The sequence below is a fragment of the Streptomyces sp. NPDC002935 genome (assembly GCF_040611295.1).
Taxonomy (GTDB): Bacteria; Actinomycetota; Actinomycetes; order Streptomycetales; family Streptomycetaceae; genus Streptomyces.
In genome coordinates this window covers 107,921-126,686 of the sequence record NZ_JBEXNW010000027.1, presented here as the reverse complement: position 1 = coordinate 126,686, position 18,766 = coordinate 107,921, and the positions used below count along the sequence as shown (strand labels likewise).

The 18,766-nt window shown below is 69.8% G+C and carries 16 protein-coding genes and 4 pseudogenes; 8 read left to right on the top strand and 12 right to left on the bottom strand.

Features of this window, described 5'->3' with window-relative positions; all coding sequences use genetic code 11:
* Positions 1–122: 122 nt before the first annotated feature.
* Positions 123–344, bottom strand: a pseudogene (locus tag ABZX90_RS30745) (transposase family protein); the annotation flags it as partial.
* A gap of 112 nt (positions 345–456) precedes the next feature.
* Positions 457–876, bottom strand: a complete 420-nt coding sequence (locus tag ABZX90_RS30740) for an FKBP-type peptidyl-prolyl cis-trans isomerase (RefSeq protein WP_330301739.1) — start codon at positions 874–876, stop codon at positions 457–459.
* A 385-nt stretch (positions 877–1,261) separates the two neighbouring features.
* Here ABZX90_RS30740 and ABZX90_RS30735 point away from each other — a divergent pair.
* The 4 genes and pseudogenes from ABZX90_RS30735 to ABZX90_RS30720 all read left to right on the top strand — a co-directional run.
* Positions 1,262–1,447 (top strand): annotated as a pseudogene (locus ABZX90_RS30735) (transposase family protein); the annotation flags it as partial.
* A gap of 533 nt (positions 1,448–1,980) precedes the next feature.
* Positions 1,981–2,667 carry a hypothetical protein gene (locus ABZX90_RS30730; RefSeq protein ID WP_355210221.1) on the top strand — a complete coding sequence of 229 codons (687 nt, stop codon included), beginning with the start codon at positions 1,981–1,983 and terminating at the stop codon, positions 2,665–2,667.
* A gap of 114 nt (positions 2,668–2,781) precedes the next feature.
* A pseudogene (locus tag ABZX90_RS30725) lies at positions 2,782–3,012 on the top strand (hypothetical protein); the annotation flags it as partial.
* Between the two features lie 342 nt (positions 3,013–3,354).
* Complete coding sequence (locus tag ABZX90_RS30720; RefSeq protein ID WP_351127559.1) at positions 3,355–3,669, top strand: hypothetical protein; 315 nt, start codon at positions 3,355–3,357, stop codon at positions 3,667–3,669.
* 225 nt (positions 3,670–3,894) lie between these two features.
* On the opposite strand, the gene ABZX90_RS30715 is transcribed toward ABZX90_RS30720, so the two are convergent.
* From ABZX90_RS30715 to ABZX90_RS30700, 4 genes are all read right to left on the bottom strand, one after another.
* Positions 3,895–4,410 carry a hypothetical protein gene (locus ABZX90_RS30715; protein ID WP_355210218.1) on the bottom strand — a complete coding sequence of 172 codons (516 nt, stop codon included), beginning with the start codon at positions 4,408–4,410 and terminating at the stop codon, positions 3,895–3,897.
* A 673-nt stretch (positions 4,411–5,083) separates the two neighbouring features.
* Positions 5,084–6,031, bottom strand: coding sequence for a M28 family metallopeptidase (locus ABZX90_RS30710; RefSeq protein ID WP_355210215.1), 948 nt, complete (start codon positions 6,029–6,031; stop codon positions 5,084–5,086).
* 606 nt (positions 6,032–6,637) lie between these two features.
* The gene (locus tag ABZX90_RS30705) at positions 6,638–9,448 is read right to left on the bottom strand and encodes an AAA family ATPase (RefSeq protein WP_355210212.1); all 2,811 of its coding nucleotides are present in this window, start codon (positions 9,446–9,448) and stop codon (positions 6,638–6,640) included.
* Positions 9,449–9,568: 120 nt separating this feature from the next.
* Complete coding sequence (locus ABZX90_RS30700) at positions 9,569–9,712, bottom strand: hypothetical protein (RefSeq protein WP_355210209.1); 144 nt, start codon at positions 9,710–9,712, stop codon at positions 9,569–9,571.
* Positions 9,713–9,867: 155 nt separating this feature from the next.
* Here ABZX90_RS30700 and ABZX90_RS30695 point away from each other — a divergent pair, with 155 nt between their 5' ends.
* On the top strand, positions 9,868–9,993 hold the full coding sequence (locus ABZX90_RS30695; RefSeq protein WP_355210206.1) for a hypothetical protein: 126 nt from the start codon (positions 9,868–9,870) through the stop codon (positions 9,991–9,993).
* A gap of 4 nt (positions 9,994–9,997) precedes the next feature.
* Here the strand turns inward: ABZX90_RS30695 and ABZX90_RS30690 are convergent, their stop codons facing one another.
* A complete protein-coding gene (locus ABZX90_RS30690) occupies positions 9,998–10,759 on the bottom strand; it encodes a maleylpyruvate isomerase family mycothiol-dependent enzyme (protein ID WP_355210203.1) in 762 nt (253 codons plus the stop codon).
* 52 nt (positions 10,760–10,811) lie between these two features.
* Positions 10,812–11,036 (bottom strand): annotated as a pseudogene (locus ABZX90_RS30685) (virginiamycin B lyase); the annotation flags it as partial.
* A 312-nt stretch (positions 11,037–11,348) separates the two neighbouring features.
* Between ABZX90_RS30685 and ABZX90_RS30680 the strand changes: the two are divergent.
* From ABZX90_RS30680 to ABZX90_RS30670, 3 genes are all read left to right on the top strand, one after another.
* The gene (locus ABZX90_RS30680; RefSeq protein WP_355210201.1) at positions 11,349–12,200 is read left to right on the top strand and encodes an arylamine N-acetyltransferase; all 852 of its coding nucleotides are present in this window, start codon (positions 11,349–11,351) and stop codon (positions 12,198–12,200) included.
* A 62-nt stretch (positions 12,201–12,262) separates the two neighbouring features.
* Entirely contained in the window at positions 12,263–12,568 is a 306-nt protein-coding gene (locus ABZX90_RS30675; RefSeq protein WP_355210198.1) for a hypothetical protein, read from the top strand.
* A 30-nt stretch (positions 12,569–12,598) separates the two neighbouring features.
* Positions 12,599–12,892 carry a transposase family protein gene (locus ABZX90_RS30670; protein WP_355210195.1) on the top strand — a complete coding sequence of 98 codons (294 nt, stop codon included), beginning with the start codon at positions 12,599–12,601 and terminating at the stop codon, positions 12,890–12,892.
* A gap of 54 nt (positions 12,893–12,946) precedes the next feature.
* Here the strand turns inward: ABZX90_RS30670 and ABZX90_RS30665 are convergent, their stop codons facing one another.
* The 4 genes from ABZX90_RS30665 to ABZX90_RS30650 all read right to left on the bottom strand — a co-directional run bounded on the left by ABZX90_RS30665 (position 12,947) and on the right by ABZX90_RS30650 (position 18,766).
* Positions 12,947–13,612 carry a hypothetical protein gene (locus tag ABZX90_RS30665; protein WP_355210191.1) on the bottom strand — a complete coding sequence of 222 codons (666 nt, stop codon included), beginning with the start codon at positions 13,610–13,612 and terminating at the stop codon, positions 12,947–12,949.
* Between the two features lie 685 nt (positions 13,613–14,297).
* Positions 14,298–14,756, bottom strand: a complete 459-nt coding sequence (locus ABZX90_RS30660) for a hypothetical protein (protein WP_355210188.1) — start codon at positions 14,754–14,756, stop codon at positions 14,298–14,300.
* Between the two features lie 84 nt (positions 14,757–14,840).
* On the bottom strand, positions 14,841–14,969 hold the full coding sequence (locus tag ABZX90_RS30655; protein WP_355210185.1) for a hypothetical protein: 129 nt from the start codon (positions 14,967–14,969) through the stop codon (positions 14,841–14,843).
* A 47-nt stretch (positions 14,970–15,016) separates the two neighbouring features.
* Complete coding sequence (locus tag ABZX90_RS30650) at positions 15,017–18,766, bottom strand: hypothetical protein (RefSeq protein WP_355210182.1); 3,750 nt, start codon at positions 18,764–18,766, stop codon at positions 15,017–15,019.

Sequence of the window (18,766 nt, the reverse complement as noted above, 5' to 3'; positions counted from 1 at the left end):
GGCTGGCTGGGCTGGGTTCAATGACCCAGATGTGACAGCCTCGACCGATGACATGACGGATGATCAAGACCGCAGACTCCCGCCCGAGATCAGCATGAGTATCCCGAGCAAACTGAGCGTTTTCAGCGTTGCCTCTCCAGGGTGAGGACGGCTTTGGCGATGACGGTCATGCGGTTGGGGCTGATGTGGGATCTGCGGAAGATCTGCCAGGACTTCAGCCGTGCCATGGCGCGCTCGACCGGAGCCCTGGCTTGGGCAAGGGCCTGGTTGACGGTGTGCTGGGTCGGGGTCAGCTCTCCGCCTGGTGGCCGTTTGAGGCCGGTGGTGACCCAGGTGCCGGCGCCCGTGACGGGCCGCCATCTCGCGCGCCACGGGTTGAGGAGGTGTCTGTCGAGGAGTGCAGCTGTCCATACGTGGCAGCGACAGGGTGTCCCCGGCCCCTCAGGAGCGCCAGGTTCAGGCCGAGCCGGTCGAGCCGGGCCTCGCTCCGGCGGGCCCGCCCACGACCGTGAGTAGGTCCACGACGAAGATCAGCGTCGAGCCCGCCGGGATCAACGGAGAGGGTGACTGCTTGCCGTAACCGAGACGCGGGGGAACGATGATCTCGCGCCGGCCGCCGACCTTCATTCCCCTTACTCCCCGGTCCCAGCCCTTGATGACCCTGCCACCGCCCACGGCGAACTTGAACGGCCGGTCCCGCTCCCAGGAGGAGTCGAACTCTCTTCCGGACGCGAACGTGACCCCTACATAGTGAACCTGGACGACCCTGCCCGGCTGCGCCTCAGGGCCGTCCCCAACCACGAGGTCCCGGATCGTCAGCTCGGTGGGCGCGTCACCCTCCGGAACCTCGATTCTGGGCTTCGTCAGTTCGCTCATCGCGGTCCCATCGCTCGCCACCGGAATCCCTCGCACGGGCCGGCCGGACACATGGACATTCCATGCGGCAGGCGATCACGCTACCGGCAATGCCCATGCTCCGAGGTGTACCCCGTGCCACGGAGCACGGCTCTCGCGTCCGGGGGATGTATCGGAGGGAGAGCCGGCCAAGCCAGGGCGCGTCTCGGGCCGTGTTTCGTCTGCGCGTTCCTCAAGGGAGACCCTGACTACAGACACGAGTTGGTCTACGCCACGCTGACCACGCGCGTTTATGGATCAGTGGCCCACGGTGCCGGAAGAGGTTCTCGTCGCAGCCAAGGCGCACGTGAAAGACGTCGTCAGCGGGTCCTCCGAGGACGGCTACGTGCTGATGATGCAGCCGGGGCCACCAGGCGGAGAGCTGACCCCGACCCAGCACACCGTCAACCGGGCCCTTGCCCAAGCCAGGGCTCCGGTCGAGCGCGCCATGGCACGGCTGAAGTCCTGGTAGATCTTCCGCAGATCCCACATCAGCCCCAACCGCATGACCGTCATCGCCAAAGCCGTCCTCACCCTGGAGAGGCAACGCTGAAAACGCTCACTCAACTCCAGTTTCCATGAATCCAGTTGAGATATCGCAGGCCACAGCAATGCGCTTGTCCCAACTGCAGGGATAACTGACCGAGGAGTTGGAGGACTCCGAGGCGATCAGGAGCTGCGGGTCTTTGAGGTCGTTGCCGAAGGCTTTGCGCTGGTCGGTGGTCCAGGTGTCGGCGCCGACTGGCGGGGAGCGTCATTCGGAGAGCACGGTATTCGGGGCGGCCGGGAGTGTGCGGTCTGAGGAACATTTTGGCGTAGGGGCGGGGCGGGACTTTCCAGTCCGATACCTCCTGGCGAAGGAGGACAAAGACGGTAGGCGGCCAGGAACGGGATCCGACCGGTCGGGTCCTGTACGGAAGAAGGCGAACGCACCCGTCAGTGTCACCGATTCGGCGCCATGGCTTCATGGGGGCACGGCTCGAAAGCAGTGAAGGGTCGAGCACACGGCATCCCCGTTCGAACAGCGGCTGTGGCGGGCCGACCGACGGCTTGGCCCGCGGGGCTGGGCCGGTCTTCAATGGCTCGGTGACTACGCCGACACCCCCGTCCTCGGGTACCGACCGCGAGAAGATCGCGGGCCAGGTCCCGTTGGACGACGTCCTCGCACATCTACGGATGTCCAGGCCGATATTCCACTCCGAAGCCGATCTCCAGCACGGTTTCGCCCGGGCAATCTGGGAGGTGGCGCCGGACGTACGGTCCCGTCTGGAGGTGCCGATACGCCGGGACGACCGGGCGGAGTACCTGGATGCGCTGTGCCTGGGACCGGCAGGGCGGACGGCGATCGAATTCAAGTACGTCACCCGCCGGTGGTCAGGCACCGCTGGAACACCAGCCGAAGACTACGACCTGCGGAACCACGGCGCACCGGACGTGGCGCGGCGGGACTTCGTGCGCGACGTGGAAAGGCTGGAACGCTTCTGCGACCAAGGGGACCAGAACGGCCTCGCGCTGCTCGTAACGAACGAAGCATCCTTGTGGAACCCTCAGCCGCCCGGCCGCGCGCGAACCAGGGACGACGAATTCAGAATCCACCAGGGGCGCACCCTGACAGGCACCCTCCTGTGGGCCGAGGGAACCTACGCCCCCAACACCCGTGTACTGCGCGGCGAGTACCCCCTTGCCTGGCGCTCGTACGCGCAACTGGGAGGTGTAGGAGGCGAGTTCCGCTGCCTGGCGGTGTTCGTGAACCCGATGCCAGAGCAGACCTGAACAAGGCGCGCAACCGGGCCTCGCCGCTAGGTCCTGTCGTCAAGTGTCACGCCCACATCAGCAGGGATGCCACCGGATCCCTCCGACGCGCATGAACGCGAGGACCAGTGGTTCGGGCTCCACTGGAACACCCGGACGCGGGTGGCGCGGGCGGACGGACGCCCGTTCGCCTGGGTCGACGACGAGATCACCGACGCCGATCGGGACTGGGTGTCCACCAACCACCTCGCCCCGGCCCTCCTCCACCGCGTCGCGTCGTTCCGAGGCCTCGCCGACGAAGGCTTCGCGGTCCTCGGCCAATGGCTGCAGTCGGCTTGGGTCCCCGCGATGATCCACAGGATTTGACAATTGCTCCCGGTGGGCCATCCGGCGACAGACACCCAGCGGGCCATCCGAACGGGTGGACTTCTGAAGGCTCGTCCCAGACCGGTGCCTCCGTTGCGCCTACCGTCACCGAGATGGAGGCCGAATCGTCAGCCTCGATGGCCCGTCCGGGGGCAGACTGCCCCCGGATGGTGGCGCCACCGACGGTGCAGCATTGCGATCATGAAATCGTCATGAGCCACTCATTGCATGATCAGACATGCGATACGTACGCTCTGCGCCGCCACCCTCATGGCCGCTCCCCTCGCCCTGACCGCAACGCCTGCACAAGCCCTGACGTCATGTACGGTCAACGGCAGCCCCGTGTCCGGTACGACCGTCAGCGGTACTGCCGGCTCCGACTACATCAGCTGCGGCGCCCTCGCCTTGGGCGACAGCGTCAACGGCTTGGGCGGCAGCGACTACATCGTCATCAACGGCATCGTTGCCGGCACCGTCGACGGCGGTGCCGGTGGCGACTCCGTAACGGCCAACGCCGGTACCACGGCGACCGGCAAGATCCTCGGCGGAGCCGGCGGCGACTTCCTCTCTGTCGGCCCGAACGCCGGCACCGTCGACGGCGGACTCGGGTCGGACTACTGCCGAGTCGCTTCCGGTAACCCTCCCATCAACTGCTGACCAGCAGGGGGCGCGTCAAGCCGGCCAACTGCGACGCTCAGAGCGGCCGGCAAGCGTGCCGTAACACGCGGCGGCCACCTGGCCCGCTGCCCCCGCTCGGCGCATTCCGTCACCTCCGGAGCCGCATTTCGTCGGTCCCCCGGGTGGGGCCGTGTGGCTACGGCTACCGGCCCCACCGTCTGTCGCACCTGTCGCACTTCTCGCACCGGGGCGACAGCTCCCCTGTCAGTCGCGGTGCTCTTCCTCGACCATCGCAATGAGCGCTCTCTGCATGCCGTCGATGGTCCGGAGAATCTGGCGCCGCTCGGCCGCGGACAACACCGGCTCCGACACGACACCTGCCTGCCACACCCGGTGCATCAACGGCACGCACGCCCCCTGCACGGTCAGCACGACCGCGTGATCGCCGAGGACGTCGTAATGCGGACTGCACGACCACATCGACTCGCGCAGCTCCTCCAGCTTCGCCAGAAGTGCCGGCATCCCGCCCTGGTCGAACCGCGCCCGGACCGCCGAGGCCACATCATCCAGTGCCACGCAGCAGCCGTCCGGGTCGGGCTCGGGGTCCTCGTACTGCTCCGCCAAATGCCGGTACTCCCCATCCTCCCCCGCGCCGTGCGGCACGTTGTAGCAGGCGTCACAGCAGGTCTTCATCCACGCCATCCCCCAGCGGTCGTATTCGTCGTTCCACGTGTACACCACCCGCTTACGCCCGGGCGACGGGCACGTCTGGCAGGTCACGGACGACTCCAGCACCGCCGCATGCCGCCGGTCTCTGCCTGGCGCTGACGGGCCTTGTGCGCGGCGGTGGACTGCCTCTTGGGCATCTACTGATCGTTCCTGGCGGTCTCCCACGCTCCCGCCGGGAACAAGGACAACCGAAGGGACGCGGTCCCGGACGACCTTGGCCGGTCGATCACACGGCGTGGGGCGCCAGTGAACGGCGGTGGGCGTGCGCGACCTACCCGCCGCAGAGCGCACAGCCGGGGTTCTGCTGGTCGTGACGACCGCCGTTTCTCCGTCAGGTCATGAGGGTCCCGCGAGCCCTCGACCGAATGCCGCGCCGGGGCCGGTCGTTGTCTACGGGGCAGGACACAGAGGAACGGCTTCGCCGCACGACCTTCGGGCGGCGCCCGTCGGAAAGCGCAAGCCCGCCTCCCGGGCGAAGGACGGACCCAAGCCCCTCAACGCCGCACCTGGACGTGCGAGGCATACGAGGCCGTCCTGGACCGGGAAATCAACGCGGCGGTCAACGTCGGCAAGGCCGCCGGACTGGCGGTGCCGGTCTGTGGAGCGCAGGTAGGACGGGCACCCGTGCCCGCACAGCGCGGTGAAGCAGGAACCCACGCGAAGCGACCCGCCCGGCTTGTGTCGGAGCAGGCGGGAGTCCCGGGCCTTTCGGCCCGGGAGGATGTCAAGCCGACAGCTCCCACACCGCGTACGCCAGCGCGTCCGCGTTCCGGTTCAGCGCCGTGTCGTTGATGTTCGACGACGTGTCGCACGAGGAGTGGTAGCAGGCGTCGAAGGCCTTGCCCGCGGTGCCACCCCACTTGGCGGCCTGGGCGGACGTCTTGATGTAGTCGGCGCCGCTGAACAGGCCGCCGACGGGGATGCCCGCGCTCTTGAAGGGCGCGTGGTCCGAGCGTCCGTCGCCCTCGGTCTCGATCTCCGTGGAGACGCCGATCCCGGTGAAGTACGTCTTGAAGGTCTTCTCGATGGCCGGGTCGTCGTCGTAGACGAAGTACCCCGGGTTCGGCGAGCCGATCATGTCGAAGTTCAGGTAGCCGCTGATCTTCGAACGGTTCGCGGTGGTAAGGCTGTTGACGTAGTAGCGCGAGCCCACCATGCCCAGCTCCTCCGCGCCCCACCAGGCGAACCGGAGGTGCTTCGTGGGCTGGTAGTTGGACCGGGCCACCGCGAGTGCCGTCTCCAGCACGGCCGCCGAACCGGATCCGTTGTCGTTGATGCCGGGGCCCGCGGTCACACTGTCCAGGTGGGAGCCGGCCATGACGACCCGGCCGGTGTCGCCGCCGGGCCAGTCGGCGATCAGGTTGTAGCCGGTGCGGCCGCCGGAGGTGAACTGCTGGACGGTCGTGGTGAACCCGGCCGCGTCCAGCTTGGCCTTGACGTAGTCGAGGGATGCCTTGTAACCGGCGCGGCCGTGCGCGCGGTTGCCGCCGTTGGCGGTGGCGATGGACTGGAGCTGGGTGAGGTGGGCCTTGACGTTGGCCACGGGGAGGTCGGGCGCGGCGGCCACTGCCACGGGGGCGGGGGCCGCCCCGGCTATGGAACCGCCGGTGAGCAGCACGGCGGCCGTGACGACAGCGGTCGCCGAGGCACGCCCAGGAATGGAGAGCTTCATGTGGGGGGCTCCGAATTCCAGGGAATCCGGCGGAGTTACCACGAGGGGTGCGTGGGGTGTCCGGGGATTCCGCGGTGAATGGGGTGCCTGGATGGTGAAGGTGGGACTGACTTACCGTCAAGAGCGGTATTCGGTCACGCACGTTCGTATACCGGTCATCCCCCGGGCGCACGGCGCCGACCTCGGCTGCATCAGGGGACAGCGTTTGCACGGCCTGCGCGAGAGCAACGCAGACAGGCCAGTCCACGCTCTCCAGCCTGCCGTCGGCCCGGGTGGTATGCCCGGCGACCCACGCCGTCTGGCCACTGATCTGCACATTCGTGGAGTGGGCCAACAGACGCAAGGATTCTGCGGGCCGACCCCGGTCGCCCAACCGGGGCCGGCCCGCAGAGGCACAAGAGGCGGGACGGGAAATGGCGCCCTGCCAACGGACACGCAGCAAGTGCCTTCCCACGGTGGTGACAAAGGGCCCGAGTCCAGCTTCGCCCGCCCCGCACCAGCAGTCCGACGAGCGCCGGGCCCTGCTGCTCACCACCTGCGGAAACGCCCTGCATGCCCTCGGCCGTGACAGCGAGGCCCAACACTGCCTCCACCGAGCCGCTGCCCTCAGCGGGAGGACAGGCAGCGCACGCGGCCACGCCCGCACGAGCGGCCTCGCGCCCAGCGGCGCAGCCTCAAGTCCATGTCCGCGCCCTGACAGGCTGAGTCCGCAGATCCGCAGTGATGTCCACCGCGGATCCGCTTATCCGCAGGGATCCGCCCAGAGGGTGTTCTTCTGCGTCCGTCAGGGCGTGAGCAGGTCGGCGAATTCTGTTCGGGAGCTGATGCCGAGCTTGGGGAACGCGCGGTAGAGGTGGTGGCCGACGGTGCGCGTGGGCTCAGTAACAGGTGCGTGGCGATTTCGCGATTGGTGGCGCCGGTGGCCGCGAGGCGGACGACTTCGCGCTCCTGGGCGCTCAGGCGGGTCAGGGGAGAGTCGGTGGCGTCGGACGGGTCGTGGGTTTCGCCGGCTGCCTGGAGTTCCGTGCGAGCGCGGTGGGCCCAGGGTCGGGCGTTCAGCTGATCGAAGATTTTCAGTGCGGTGCGCAGTTGGTCGCGGGCGTCGACTTTGCGGCGCGAGCGACGCAGCCATTCGCCGTAGAGGAGTTGGGTGCGCGCCCGATCGAAGTCGTTGCCTTCGGTGTGCAGGTCCAAGGCGGCCAGATAGTGCTGCTCGGCCTGTGTGTCCGGGCTGGTCAGGGCCGCGCAGCGGTGCGCTTGGGCCGTGAAGTGGAGCTGTCCGAGGTCGGCCGCCCATGTCATGAGCTGGTCCGCGGGTGCCCGTGCCCCGTCCGGATGTCCGGCGCGCACGGCCGCCTCGATCAGATCCGGCAACAGGTGCCGGGCCAGGAAGGGGTGGCCCGCCGCCTGCCGGGCCGCCTCCAGATGGCGCAGCGCGTCCTGTGCCCGAACGAGGCCGAGGTCGAGCAGCCCCAGCGCCCACAGCGCCTCCGCCGTGGCCCGTCCGACCTCGCGCGGACGGGTGTACTCCAGTGCCTGTTCGGCCATTTTCCGGGTCTGCGCCTGCTCCCCTTGGACGGCGGCCAGCACCGCCAACAGGGCGCGCAGATGGGATGCTCGGTGGTCCAGGTCGTAGCCGTCGGCCAGCCGGAGCGCTTCGGTGGCGTGCGCGTCGTCGAGTCGGCCGAGCGCAAGCTCCACCTGGGCACGCAGATGCAGCGTGGTGGGCAGCCATCCGCCGATGCCCTGCTCGCGGCAGTGGGCGACCGCCGCGGCGGCCAGTTCGTGCGCGGTCGCGTGATCGGCCATCAGGTGGCAGTGGATCGCGGTCACCGACTGGTCCATGAGCCCGATGTCGGCGAGGCGTCCGGCCCGTACGAGAGTGTCCAGGGCCCGGCGCGCGCCGGGCAGGTCGCCCCCCAGGAGGGTGGCGGGCACGGCCAGGATCGGCAGTTGGGGTGTGCGGACGCCGATCTCCACCATGAGGGGTGCGTCGCCCGCGCAGAAGGCCGCGTGGATGGCGTCGGTCAGCAGCGGCGCGAGCTTGTCGGGGCGGTCGGCCGAGATCGTGTCCGCGCAGTCGGCCAGGATGCGGGCGGCCCGGCGGGGGCTGCCGTAACCGAGCTCGACCACGGAGCGTACGCGGGCGAAGTCCGCCGCCATCCCCGGGTCCCGCAACGGCAGTGGCACCTGGTCGGTGAGAGCGCGGCACCGTTCGTCCTGGCCGGCCTCGCTCGCCTTCTGCGCGGCGGTGATCAGGCGGCGGGCGTGCCGGTGCGGGTCGACGGTCAGGCGGGCGGCCCGCTCGGACGCCGCGGACGCGGACGCCATCGCCTGCCTACTTCCGGCCCACTCGGCGACCCGTTCCAACTCCGCGGCGACCTCTTCGTCCGGGCCGATCGTCGCGGCGGCCAGGTGCCAGGCGCGCCGGTGCGCGTGCTGGGCGCCGTCCAGGTCCGCCGCCAACGCCCGGTGCGCCGCGATCCGCCAGGCCAGCGGGGCCTGTTGGTAGGCGGCGAACCGGATGAGGGGGTGCCGGAAACGCAGTTTCTGCGCGGAGTCGAAGACCAGTCCGTCCCGCTCGGCGGGCTCCAGATCCCTGACCTCCCCGTCGAGCCGGCCCGCGGCTGTCAGCACGGTGGGAAGGTCCCCGGTGTCGTCGGCCGCGGCCACCACGAGAGTGCGCTGGGTCGCGTCAGGCAGGCGGCGGATCTGCTGTGCGAACGCGTCCTGGAGCTGATGGGGCAGCTCGGGCCGCGCCTCGGCCGGCGCCAGCGGCCCCAGCTGTCCGGCGCGCTGCGCCGGGGTCAGTGCGGCCGCCAACTCCCGCAGCGCCAGCGGGTTTCCCTGCGCCTGGTCGAGGATGTGCTCGGCGACCGGGGGAGCGAGGCCGGGCAGCGCCACGGCCGACCGCCATCGATGCCGGTGACATGTACGCGCGGCAGCGCCCTCGATCCCCGGCGAGGTGCCGCGGGTGGCGAAGAGCATGACGATGCCTTCGTCCCGCAGCCGCCGGGCGGCAAAGGTCAGCGCGTCCCCGGACGGCCGATCGAGCCATTGCAGGTCGTCGACCAGGCACAGCAGGGGGTCGTCCGTGGCCGCCTCGGAAAGCAGCGACAGTGTGGCGAGCCCCAGGGTGAGACGGTCCCGTACGGGCTCGTCGCTCAGGCCGAAGACGGCGCACAGAGCCCCGGCCTGCGGTCCCGGCAGCCGGTCGAGTAGATCGAGCACCGGCAGGAGGAGCTGATGGAGCCCTCCGAAAGCGAGTTCCATCTCCGACTCGATGCCCTCGACCCACAGAACGCGTATGCCGTCCGCGTGGGCGGCCGCATGCTCAAGGAGAGTGGTCTTGCCGATGCCGGCCTCGCCGTGCAGCAGCAGTGAACTGCTCGCTCCGTGCCGAGAGTTGGCGAGCATTCGCTCAATGTGGCGTCATTCTTCTACGCGCCCCTGCACCGTCCGCTCCCCCGTCGGCAACCGAGCATCGTGATCGACACTGTACGTCGAGGGAGGGGGCGATGCCGCAACGGGCCGACCTCAGGCGCCTTCGAGCACCGGCCGGATCTCGATGGTCTCCAAGGTGCCGAGCTCCTTGGCGAGTTCCACGGCTTCCTCACGCACGTCGATGACGAACCAGCCGCCCAGGGTCTCCTCGCCGGGGTGTGCGGGCCCGTCGGTCACCGTGGCGGGCGCTGCTTCGGTGGTCTTTGCGCACGGTCGTCGCGGACGCCGACTCGGTGTCCAGAGCATCGCCACTGATCAGTTTGCCTGCCGCCGCGATCTTGCCGACCAGAAAGCCTGGTCGTAGCCATATCCCCTTCCTGGCTGAGTCGGCAGTGCTGCGGGAGGCGCCCGGACCCGAGCTGTACGAGCCCGTACTGACCGTCCGCCGCGCGGACGCGCAGCCGTTCGCGATGTTCACCGAGGCGGACGTCATCAAGGCCGTCCGCTGGCGGTATTGACTGGCTACTCCTCGGGCTCCCAGGCGATCAGATGCTCGAACACCTGCTGGGCGCCCTCGATCTTCAGGTCGCTCAGCGTGAGGCGGCCCCAGACGAAGAGAAGCAGCTGCTCGGCCGTGCCCGTGGCCGAAGCGGAGGCGGGCGCGGCGTCGTCCGTGAGGGGTGCGGGCCAGGCGCCGGTGCCGTCCAACGCGAGGAGCCAGGAGCGGCCCTCGGTGGCGTGGTAATGGATGGTGGCGGCCTCGTGCGGCCAGGCCGCCGGGGTGGAGTTGCAGGTGTCGAGGAACTCGGCCACGCCGTCGATCGCGACGTCCGCCGGCATCGGCTGCACGGCGCCTGCGGCGAGCTGGGCGTCGTAGGTGTGCACCAGCACCTCGTGCACCCGGCGCCGGGCAACGCCCCAGGCATTCGCCGGCGAGACGCCGGCGCCCCACCACGCCCAGCACTCGCGCTCCGGGCCAGCCTCGCGCAGCGCACTCAGCAGCAGCTCGTTCGACTCGGCGTACCAGGCCAGCAGCGCCTCGAGCTCGCGCGGCACCTCTGCGGCCTCCTTGGCCGGCGGAGCCTCGGCCGGGCCCGCGGCGACGATCGCGGCCCACCAGCGCTGGCCCGTACCCAGGTGCTGCACCAGATCGAACAACGTCCACTCGGGGCAGGACGGCACCGGCGCGTCGAGGCTGGGCACGGCGGCAACCGCACTCCGGAACGCGGCCGACCGCTCGTCGATCAGTTGCAGCAGGGCGGAAAACTCAAGACTCTCTGTCACATCGCTTACCTATCACCCCAGCTCAGCCGACCGCACCGTATTTTCCAGGCCGTCAGCTGCGGGAGTTAAGTTGCTTTGTTGCTTCTTGGCTACGTTGCGTGCCGACGCGGGCGAGTGCGCCGATTTCCAGCGCTGTCCACAGAGCTCCGTCCGGGCCCAGGGCGATCCCGTGCGGCTCCGAGCCCGGGGTCGGCAGGTCGTGCAACGTGACAGTGCCGTCGGGGGTGAGGGAGCCCACCCGGTTGCCGGCCCACTCGGTGAACCACAACGTGCCGTCGCTGCTTGGAGCCCGAACCGTGGTGGGCGTCGTCGGCGCCTGCGGTGATCGCGGAGGGGTAGGTCCCCGTGGCCGGCAGCGGGAACTCGGTCACCCTGCCGTCGGTGGTGATCCATCGTCTGGAGCCGTACGAGCTGATCGAGGAAACACGACCTGGTACTCCAGCAGGATTTCGCTGTCTGGCCTGCGGGTTTCGCTGGGTGGCTGGAGTGGAGTGGAGTGGTCGGGGAGGGCGTGGTACCCAGAGGGCGGGGCGCGGGACGGGCAAGTACCAGCGACTAGGCTGATCATCCGTTCGAACGGAGGGGGAGCATGATCGACGTCGACGGGTATCTGGCTGTGCTGGGGGTGGCCCGGCCGACGGCCCCGACCGCCGAAGTGCTGTGGGCACTGCACCGGGCGCAGGTGGAACGGGTCGCCTATGAGACCCTCGACAACCAACTGGGACGGCCAACGGGCATCGGCGCCGCGGAATCCGTGGCCCGGATCCTGCGCGGGCGCGGCGGCTACTGCTTCCACCTCAACGGGGCTTTCGCCGCGCTGCTGACGGCCCTCGGCTACGACGTGACCCTGCACCGAGCCGGGGTGCAGGACGAGGTCGAGGACCCCGAGGGCCCGGGCGGCGACCATCTCGCGCTCACCGTGGGGCTCGACGGCGAGCGGTGGCTGGTCGATACCGGGCTCGCCGGCGGAATGTACGAGCCACTGCCGCTGCGCGAAGGTACCTACACCCAGGGGCCGTTCACCTACGCGATGGCCCCGTCGGTGGTGGTGCCCGGCGGCTGGCGGTTCACCCATGACCCCCGCGGTGCCTTCACGGCGATGGTCTTCGCACCGGAGCCCGTGGAGCTGTCCTCCTTCGCCGCGGAGCACCACCGGCTGTCCACTTCCCCCGAGTCCGGATTCGTCCGGGTTCTCCAAGCCCAGCTCCGCGACGCCAAGGGCGTGGACATGCTGCGCGGTTGCGTGCTGCGCCGGATCGACGCCGAAGGCACCGACGAGCGGACCATCGACTCGGCCGACGACTGGTACGACGTACTGGCCGACGTGTTCCACCTAAACCTGACCGACGTCGGCGCCCCGGCGCGAGCGACGCTGTGGCACCGCGTCCACACCGCACACCAGGAGTGGGAGGCCGCGGGGCAGCGTGCAACAACGCTCTGACGGGACGATCGGCTCGCCGGTTCCTGCCCGCTGTGGCCGGGCGGTCTTCTACGATCCTGTGCATGCTGGATCCCGAGTTGCTGGAACGGATCACCGCACGGCGCGCGGAACTGGACGAACTCGAAGAACAGCTGGCCAAACAGTTGGCAGAGGTGCGAGACGAGCGGGATGAACTCGCCGTCGCCGAACGAGTTCATGAGCGGATGAGCGAGCAGCCCGCCGACGAACGAGCCTCGGCCGCGCCGATGCCAGTGCAAGTGGGCGGGCAGGCGCTGATGCTGGTCCCGCACCGCAGGTCAGGCGCGGAGGAGGCCACGCTCCCGCCGGACTGCCAGCGCATCCTCGCCGCCGCGCGGCAGGCTGCCTGACCGGTCCTGGACAACGACCCACGCGACCCCGTGGTCGTCACCGGCTTTACCGCCACCCGCACCCACAAACTCACACCCGGCCAGAAGACTGCCAATCGCGTACTCGCCGTCGGACGTGCACCCGTCGAGCACGGCTTCGCCCACCTCAAGAACTGGCGGATCCTCACCAAGCTCCGTACCGACCCCGACCGCGCCACCCAACTCTTGCGCGCCCTGCTCGTCCTGACGAACCTCGAAATCAAACGCTGCCAAACGATCTACTCCGCCGACCGCCGCCCACGACCAGCACGAGCACCCCGAGAGCCGGTCACACCAGCCCTTTGAACTGCGACTTCAAGTTGGCGGAGGCCCACTGAATGCGCGCCTCGGCGTGGGGCATCAGGCTCTCGTAGTCCCGTGCGTTGCGCGGCTGAATGCGGAGGCACCGGAGCGAGTGTCAGCGGCGTGCTGGAACACTCGCAGGGGACCGTCGAGCAGTTCGGCCGCGTCGAATGCCCGGTCGCCGCCCATCACTGCCATCCAGTCGGAGATCCGTGACAGCACCTCGGCCCGGCGTGTGCCGGTGAGACGGAGGGCCTCCTCGACCCCGGGCAGGGCAGCGACCACGGCCTCTGCGGGCAGCAGGAAGTCCCCGAACCAGCCTGGGAGCTTTGCGGCGCTCTCGTAGCCGAGCGCGTAGTGCAGTGCCGCGACCGGGTTGGCAGAACGGCCGGTAACGGCGAAGCGGCCCATGCCGACTGCCCGCGGCATCAGGCTCAGGCTCGCGTCTTTCATTGCCTCAACGGACGCGATCTCTACGTTGGAGTCGTCGATGAGGCGGTCCAGACGGACGGCCGCCGCCGTGGCTACCAGGTCTCCGGAACCCGACGTGCAAGGTGTGAAGCAAGGCTCACGATCACCGCCACCCGTCCACCACCCGAGAGATTCGACGTATCCCGGCCGCTCTCCGGTCCACGGCTCATAGAGGTGGGCAAAGCGATCAGGCAACGCCCGGGCTTCACTGTCGGGGATGACTCCGACCACCCATAGCTTCATCGAACTCATCGTCGTACCTCTGTGGTTGACCATTCCAGGATCCCGTACCCACGCTGCCGTGCCTCACCTTATGGCCTTCCTGGGTTCGGCTCCGCCGACGCAGCGGATGTGTGTCACCGGCGGTGGAGATGAGGCCGTACGGGCCGTCGCTGATGTTTTGCATCTATGCTCCGGTGTCGAGAAATCCACGAGGGGGGACCGCAATGTCGGATGGCATGCTTTTGTTGCTGACATTGATCTGGATGGCGATCGTGGGTCCCGCCGGGTTGCCGTGGTCATCGGCCTCGTCCTTGTACGGGACGCATACAACGGTGTCTCCGCTGACGTGGGGGCCATGACGAGGCGTAACGGGTGGATCATGGTCTGGATCGGTGCGCCCATCTTCATCGCCGCCATGTTCCTGTCTCCGTGGTGGTGGGTGTAGTAGCTGGGCCGCGGCTCCATGGCTGCGATCGCTTCGACGTGGCCAACTATCGCCGCGAGTGGCCATCTACCCGTTCGGGCAACGTCGATCTCCCCTGCGCCGACCGGCGCCCGACGCAGGTCCTCCTCCGTGCCGGCCGAGCCCTCGCCATCCGGCAGCGCCGCTGCGGCCTCCAGCAGGGCTCGGGCGTGCTGGCGGGCCTCGACGTCGTGCCAGGGGTTGGGAGCGGGGCGGGCGAGCAGGTGCGCGGTCAGGAGCAGGGCGTCGGGCTCACACGCGTGGCCGACGGCGCCGTTCGGCGACGGCGTCGGGGCCTTCCTGGGCCGGGGTGTGCTCGGCGCCGGCACGGGCTGGCGGCAGCCACACCCCGCCCGGGAGCGCGCTGTCCGCGAAGACTCCGGCGCCGGCCAACGCGCCGGGCGGCAGGCGGCAGGCGGCAGGCGGCAGGCGGCAGGCGGCAGGCCAGCGTCGAGCGCGGCCCACCACCACACGACCGCCGCGTCCAGGACTGCAACGGCGGCCGGTTCCGGCGCGGTGTCGTCCGGGCCGGAGCGGTGCGGGGCGCGACAGGCAAGCGCCGCCAAGAGCCGGGAGACGGCCGCCACGCCGCCCGGCCCAGCGGCCGAGGTCGGCGCCGGTGCGCCACAGCTCAGCGTCGGCGGGGTGGATGGTCCGCACCAACTCACGTAGCAGGTCCGCGACCTCGTGGCCGGGCAGACGGGCTGCCATCTCTTGCTTGACCGCCTCCTCCACCTCCAGGTCGGCGAGAGCCTCCGTGCGGGCGCTGCCGAGTGGGCCCGCGCCGGTCTGAGCTCACTCCTCGGCGGCGTAGGCCCGCTCCAGCACCGCCTGCAGGACCAGGCTGCCGGTGTGCTCGGCGTCCACCGCCTCCTGTAGCAACTCCTCGACCCTCGGACCGTGTTCGGGATGCCAGCGGTCCACGCACCAGTACGGCCTCGGCGGTCTCCGCCAGGCTCGCCACGGAGTCGTCAAGTCCCCTGGGAGGAGAGCCAGTCGGGGTCGCACAAAAGGAGACCGTCGTCGGGGGCAATGGGCAGCGTGTCGCCGGTCAGAGCCGCGTCGGCGAGGCGGGCGGGCAAGTCCGCGCAGGGCAGGTCGAAGAACGAGTTCGACGTGCTCGGCCAGGGAGGGCGGGAGGCAGGGACGGTGCGCAGGGCGTCGACTGTCAACACGTGCGTCGCTTCCTTGAACGCCTCGTCGGTGAGCACGCTGAAGATCCGTATCGGCTCGCCCAGGTTCTCCCAGCCGACCAGGTCCAGGAGTCCGGGCGCGACCTGTAGCGCGGGTGGTTCATCGGCCCGCAGACGCAAGGCGATCAGCCGCCGGGGCCCGTACGGAAAGGCGACCAGGATCAGGGATCGCTCGCACACCGTGTCCAGCAGCCGCAGGGCTTCCTCGGAGCGGTTCCCGATCATTGAGCGTGCCCTCCTTGGCCCTTCGGCCGCGCCACTGGAGACGAGAGCGTGCACCAGTTGCGGCTCGAGGAGACGCAGGGTCAGGTCGCGGCCGAGAGCCACGGTGCCCGGGTCGGCCCCCGCGTCGTCCTCGGCTCTGTCCGGCAGTCGGCCGATCACCAGCCGTGCCCGGCCGCTGTAGTCCACGGAGCGGTGCAGGAATGCGTCGCGCAGTGACCCGGTGGTGGCGGTCGGGCGCGACAGGAGTGAGTCCGCGAGGCCGCGCAACGCCCTGCCGTCGTCGTCCTTGAGGGGTTCGGGCTTCCTGGCGTTGTCCAGGAGCGAGTCGACCTTCGACTGGAGCACGCGGTGGGCGCCGAGCCACAGGTCGAGGAGCCCGTAGTCGATCTGACGGCTGAATGACTCGATGCAAGAAAGCACGCCGTGGTAGAGGGTGTTGAGGTCACTGGTCCATGTCCGGCCGTCCTCCGCGCGGACGTGGGGGCGCTGTGCGGGAGGCACTACGGGCAGCCGTTGGAGGAGGACCGTGTCGGGAGAGGGTGTGGCCGGGTCAGTGGCGGCCGCCCGTTCCAGGAGGAAGCGTACCGCCGCGCCGCCTGTCACCGCCGTGGCCTGGCTTTCATAGAACGCGGAACGCCAGTCCTGGGGATCCACCAACTGTCCCGTGCGCAGCATTGTGGGCCCGGGATCGGTAATGAGCAGGAGGTCGCAGTGGGCGATCTGCCGCAGTTCCTCCTCGGTGACGCGCAGCGAGAGGGCGAGCTGGGTGCCGGCCTCGCCGGTGAGGTACCAGGGGTGGATCACCGGCGCGGGAAGCTCGATGTGGCCGAAGCGGCGGCCGCGCTCCCGGGGCGTGAGCAGGGTGCGCCCGCACCGGCCGCACGCCTGGCCCGCGTCCCGGGGGCGGTGGCGTTCCCCGCAGGCGCACTCGTCGGCACGGTCCGGGCCGAAGATCTCGCGGCACAGGAGCCCGCCGGGCACCGGCCGCCCGGTCCACATGTCGAGGAGGGAAGCGTTCACCACTTCGCCGTGCGAGAGGCGCAGCACGTCGGTGTCGGTCATCGGGCGCAGGTGGACCCGGTCGGTGTCGAGGCGCGGCTCGATCCGGGCGCCGCGCAGCGACAGGTCGAGCCGGCGGACGGAGTACGACGGTGCCTCGGGAAGGGCACTCGCCCGGCCCTCAGGGGGACGTAGCGGTCCGCCGCCCGACTCCAGCGCGGCCCGCAGCTTTCCGCGCCAGACCGTGCAGTCGCTGCGCGGCCCGTAGAGCTCCATGGCCAGATGGCGCGCCCCCTGGCCGACGAGCCACCGGAAGTCTTCGGGCTCGACCATCTGCGCGCCATTCCCGTCGGTGCTCTGCATCGGCTGGTTGGTGACGATGGAGTAGTCGCCGACGGAACGGGCTCCGGTGTCCGGCCCCGCCAGGCCGTGGGCTGCGAGGCGGACGCGAATGGTGCGGGCGGTCTCGCCCGCGGGCGGGGCCCAGGGGTGGTCGGGCGCCACGACCAGATCTGGTTCGTCCGGGCTGCCTGCGAAGCGTCTGAGTGCGGGCCCGGTGAGGACACCGCACACGACCGCGCGGGCACCTGACTCGTCGTCCAGGGCGTCCCCGTGCTGCAGCGGCTGGTCCACGGCGACCGTGACGCTGACATGGGTCTCGGGGTTGCCGACATGGGTCAGGTGCCTGCCGAACGTGGTGGGGATGGCGTCGGTCACCAGGGCACCGGTGATCCGCTGCTGAAGGATGTGCCCGGGGAGCCGACCGGGCATCGTCAGCGAGGTGTCGCGCAGTGCCTCGTCCCCGAAGACGGCGGCCAGCAGGCGTTCCTCGGGCGTGCGTGGTGGCCTGTCACCCAGGGGTGAGGCGGCTCCGACGAGTAGTTGTCCGGGCAACACCTCTCGGCCTGGGGTGGCCAAGCCGCACGGTTCCAGAACCGACGCCCGCTCGTCGGCCGTGAGTGGAGGTCTCGCGGTGAGGACGGTGCCCTCGCGCAGCGTCGAGCACACCTGGTGCAGTGTCGGGACGGTGAGCGCGTCCGGGCCCGACAATCGCTCGTTGACCAGGGCGGCCGTGCCCTGCAGCCGGGGTGAGGCGACGATGGTGACCTGCGCGGACACGCCGCCGTGGCCCACGAGATCACCGATGTCGAGGTCGCGCACGCCCACGCTGCGCAGCCGTAGCCAGAAGCCGCGCGTGTAGTTCCTGCCGGGCAGCCAGTCACCGTCCGACAACTCGCTCACATTGCGCAGCAGATCGCGGCAGAACCGGGCGTACGAGCCTCGGTTTCCCAGCAGGGTGCGGCGCAGCGCTGCTTCGAGGAGCGGGCGCAACTGGGTTCGTCCGTCGTAGCGCAGCGTGTCTTTGAGGCCGAGGAACCGGTCGCCCTCGTGGTGGTCGGACCCCTCGTCGTCCCAGAAGACGGCGGGCGCGTCGAAGACGATCTCGGCGTCCCGTTCCCGCACGCCGAGGGGGAGCGGGACATTCATCAGCCGCAGGCGCCTGTGTCGGGTCGTTCCCTGAGGGTCCTCGACCACGAGGTCCAGTGTGAGCGGCACCTTGAAGGCGTATGCGTGCGCCCCGTCGCGCCGCAGCCGCCACAGGTTCGCCAGGGTGACCCGGGTCCCGCAATCGGGACAGACGGCGTAGCCGACGGGCCCTGTGCAGGTGGGCCGAGGGCAGTCCGCGGTCGTACCGGTGATCCTGCCGTGCCCCGATACGGCCCCACACGGGCAGGAATGGTCGTAGCGCCGGGCGAGACCGGTCAACCGCCCGCAGGAGCAGCTCCATTTGCCGAGCTCGTAGCCGGCCAGGCGCAGGCGGATCCCGTCGGTGGCGGGGGCGCTGTCGGGGAAGAAGCGGCTTAGCACCGCGGGCAGTCCAGTGCCGGTCCGCTCGTGCGGGAGCCGGTCCACCTGGAGGAAGTCGGCGTACTCGCGGCAGTGCTCTTGTGCGAGTGCGCTCTCGGGCGTGCCGAAAGGGTGCTGCTCCAGGAGAAGCACCTGGACGTATCTCAGGAAGTCGGGCTGCCGGGTCAGGAAGTAGCTGCGCGCCACGTGCAGATCGCCGCGCAGCGCGTTGACCCCGAACATGCGCCGGCGCAGGTGCCGGAAGCGCTCGTCGAGGATCGTGTCGTGCAGGTCGTCGGGCCGCTCTTCGTCCGCTGCCAGCCGGACGGTGTTCTCGATCGTGTACGGCGTGGGGCACTGGCGCCAGTTCCGCGCATGGGCAGCCAGAGCGCCGCGGATCCGATTGCCGGCCACCAGCGCGTTGACGTCGTCACGCAAGGAGCGGTCGGACGGCAT

Bases quoted from the DNA above. Each gene is read 5' to 3' on its own strand.
- ABZX90_RS30740 (WP_330301739.1), bottom strand. From the start codon at position 876: ATGAGCGAACTGACGAAGCCCAGAATCGAGGTTCCGGAGGGTGACGCG.
- ABZX90_RS30710 (WP_355210215.1), bottom strand. From the start codon at position 6,031: ATGAAGCTCTCCATTCCTGGGCGTGCCTCGGCGACCGCTGTCGTCACG.
- ABZX90_RS30705 (WP_355210212.1), bottom strand. From the start codon at position 9,448: ATGCTCGCCAACTCTCGGCACGGAGCGAGCAGTTCACTGCTGCTGCAC.
- ABZX90_RS30680 (WP_355210201.1), top strand. From the start codon at position 11,349: ATGATCGACGTCGACGGGTATCTGGCTGTGCTGGGGGTGGCCCGGCCG.
- ABZX90_RS30675 (WP_355210198.1), top strand. From the start codon at position 12,263: ATGCTGGATCCCGAGTTGCTGGAACGGATCACCGCACGGCGCGCGGAA.
- ABZX90_RS30665 (WP_355210191.1), bottom strand. From the start codon at position 13,612: ATGAGTTCGATGAAGCTATGGGTGGTCGGAGTCATCCCCGACAGTGAA.
- ABZX90_RS30660 (WP_355210188.1), bottom strand. From the start codon at position 14,756: ATGGCAGCCCGTCTGCCCGGCCACGAGGTCGCGGACCTGCTACGTGAG.
- ABZX90_RS30650 (WP_355210182.1), bottom strand. From the start codon at position 18,766: ATGCCGTCCGACCGCTCCTTGCGTGACGACGTCAACGCGCTGGTGGCC.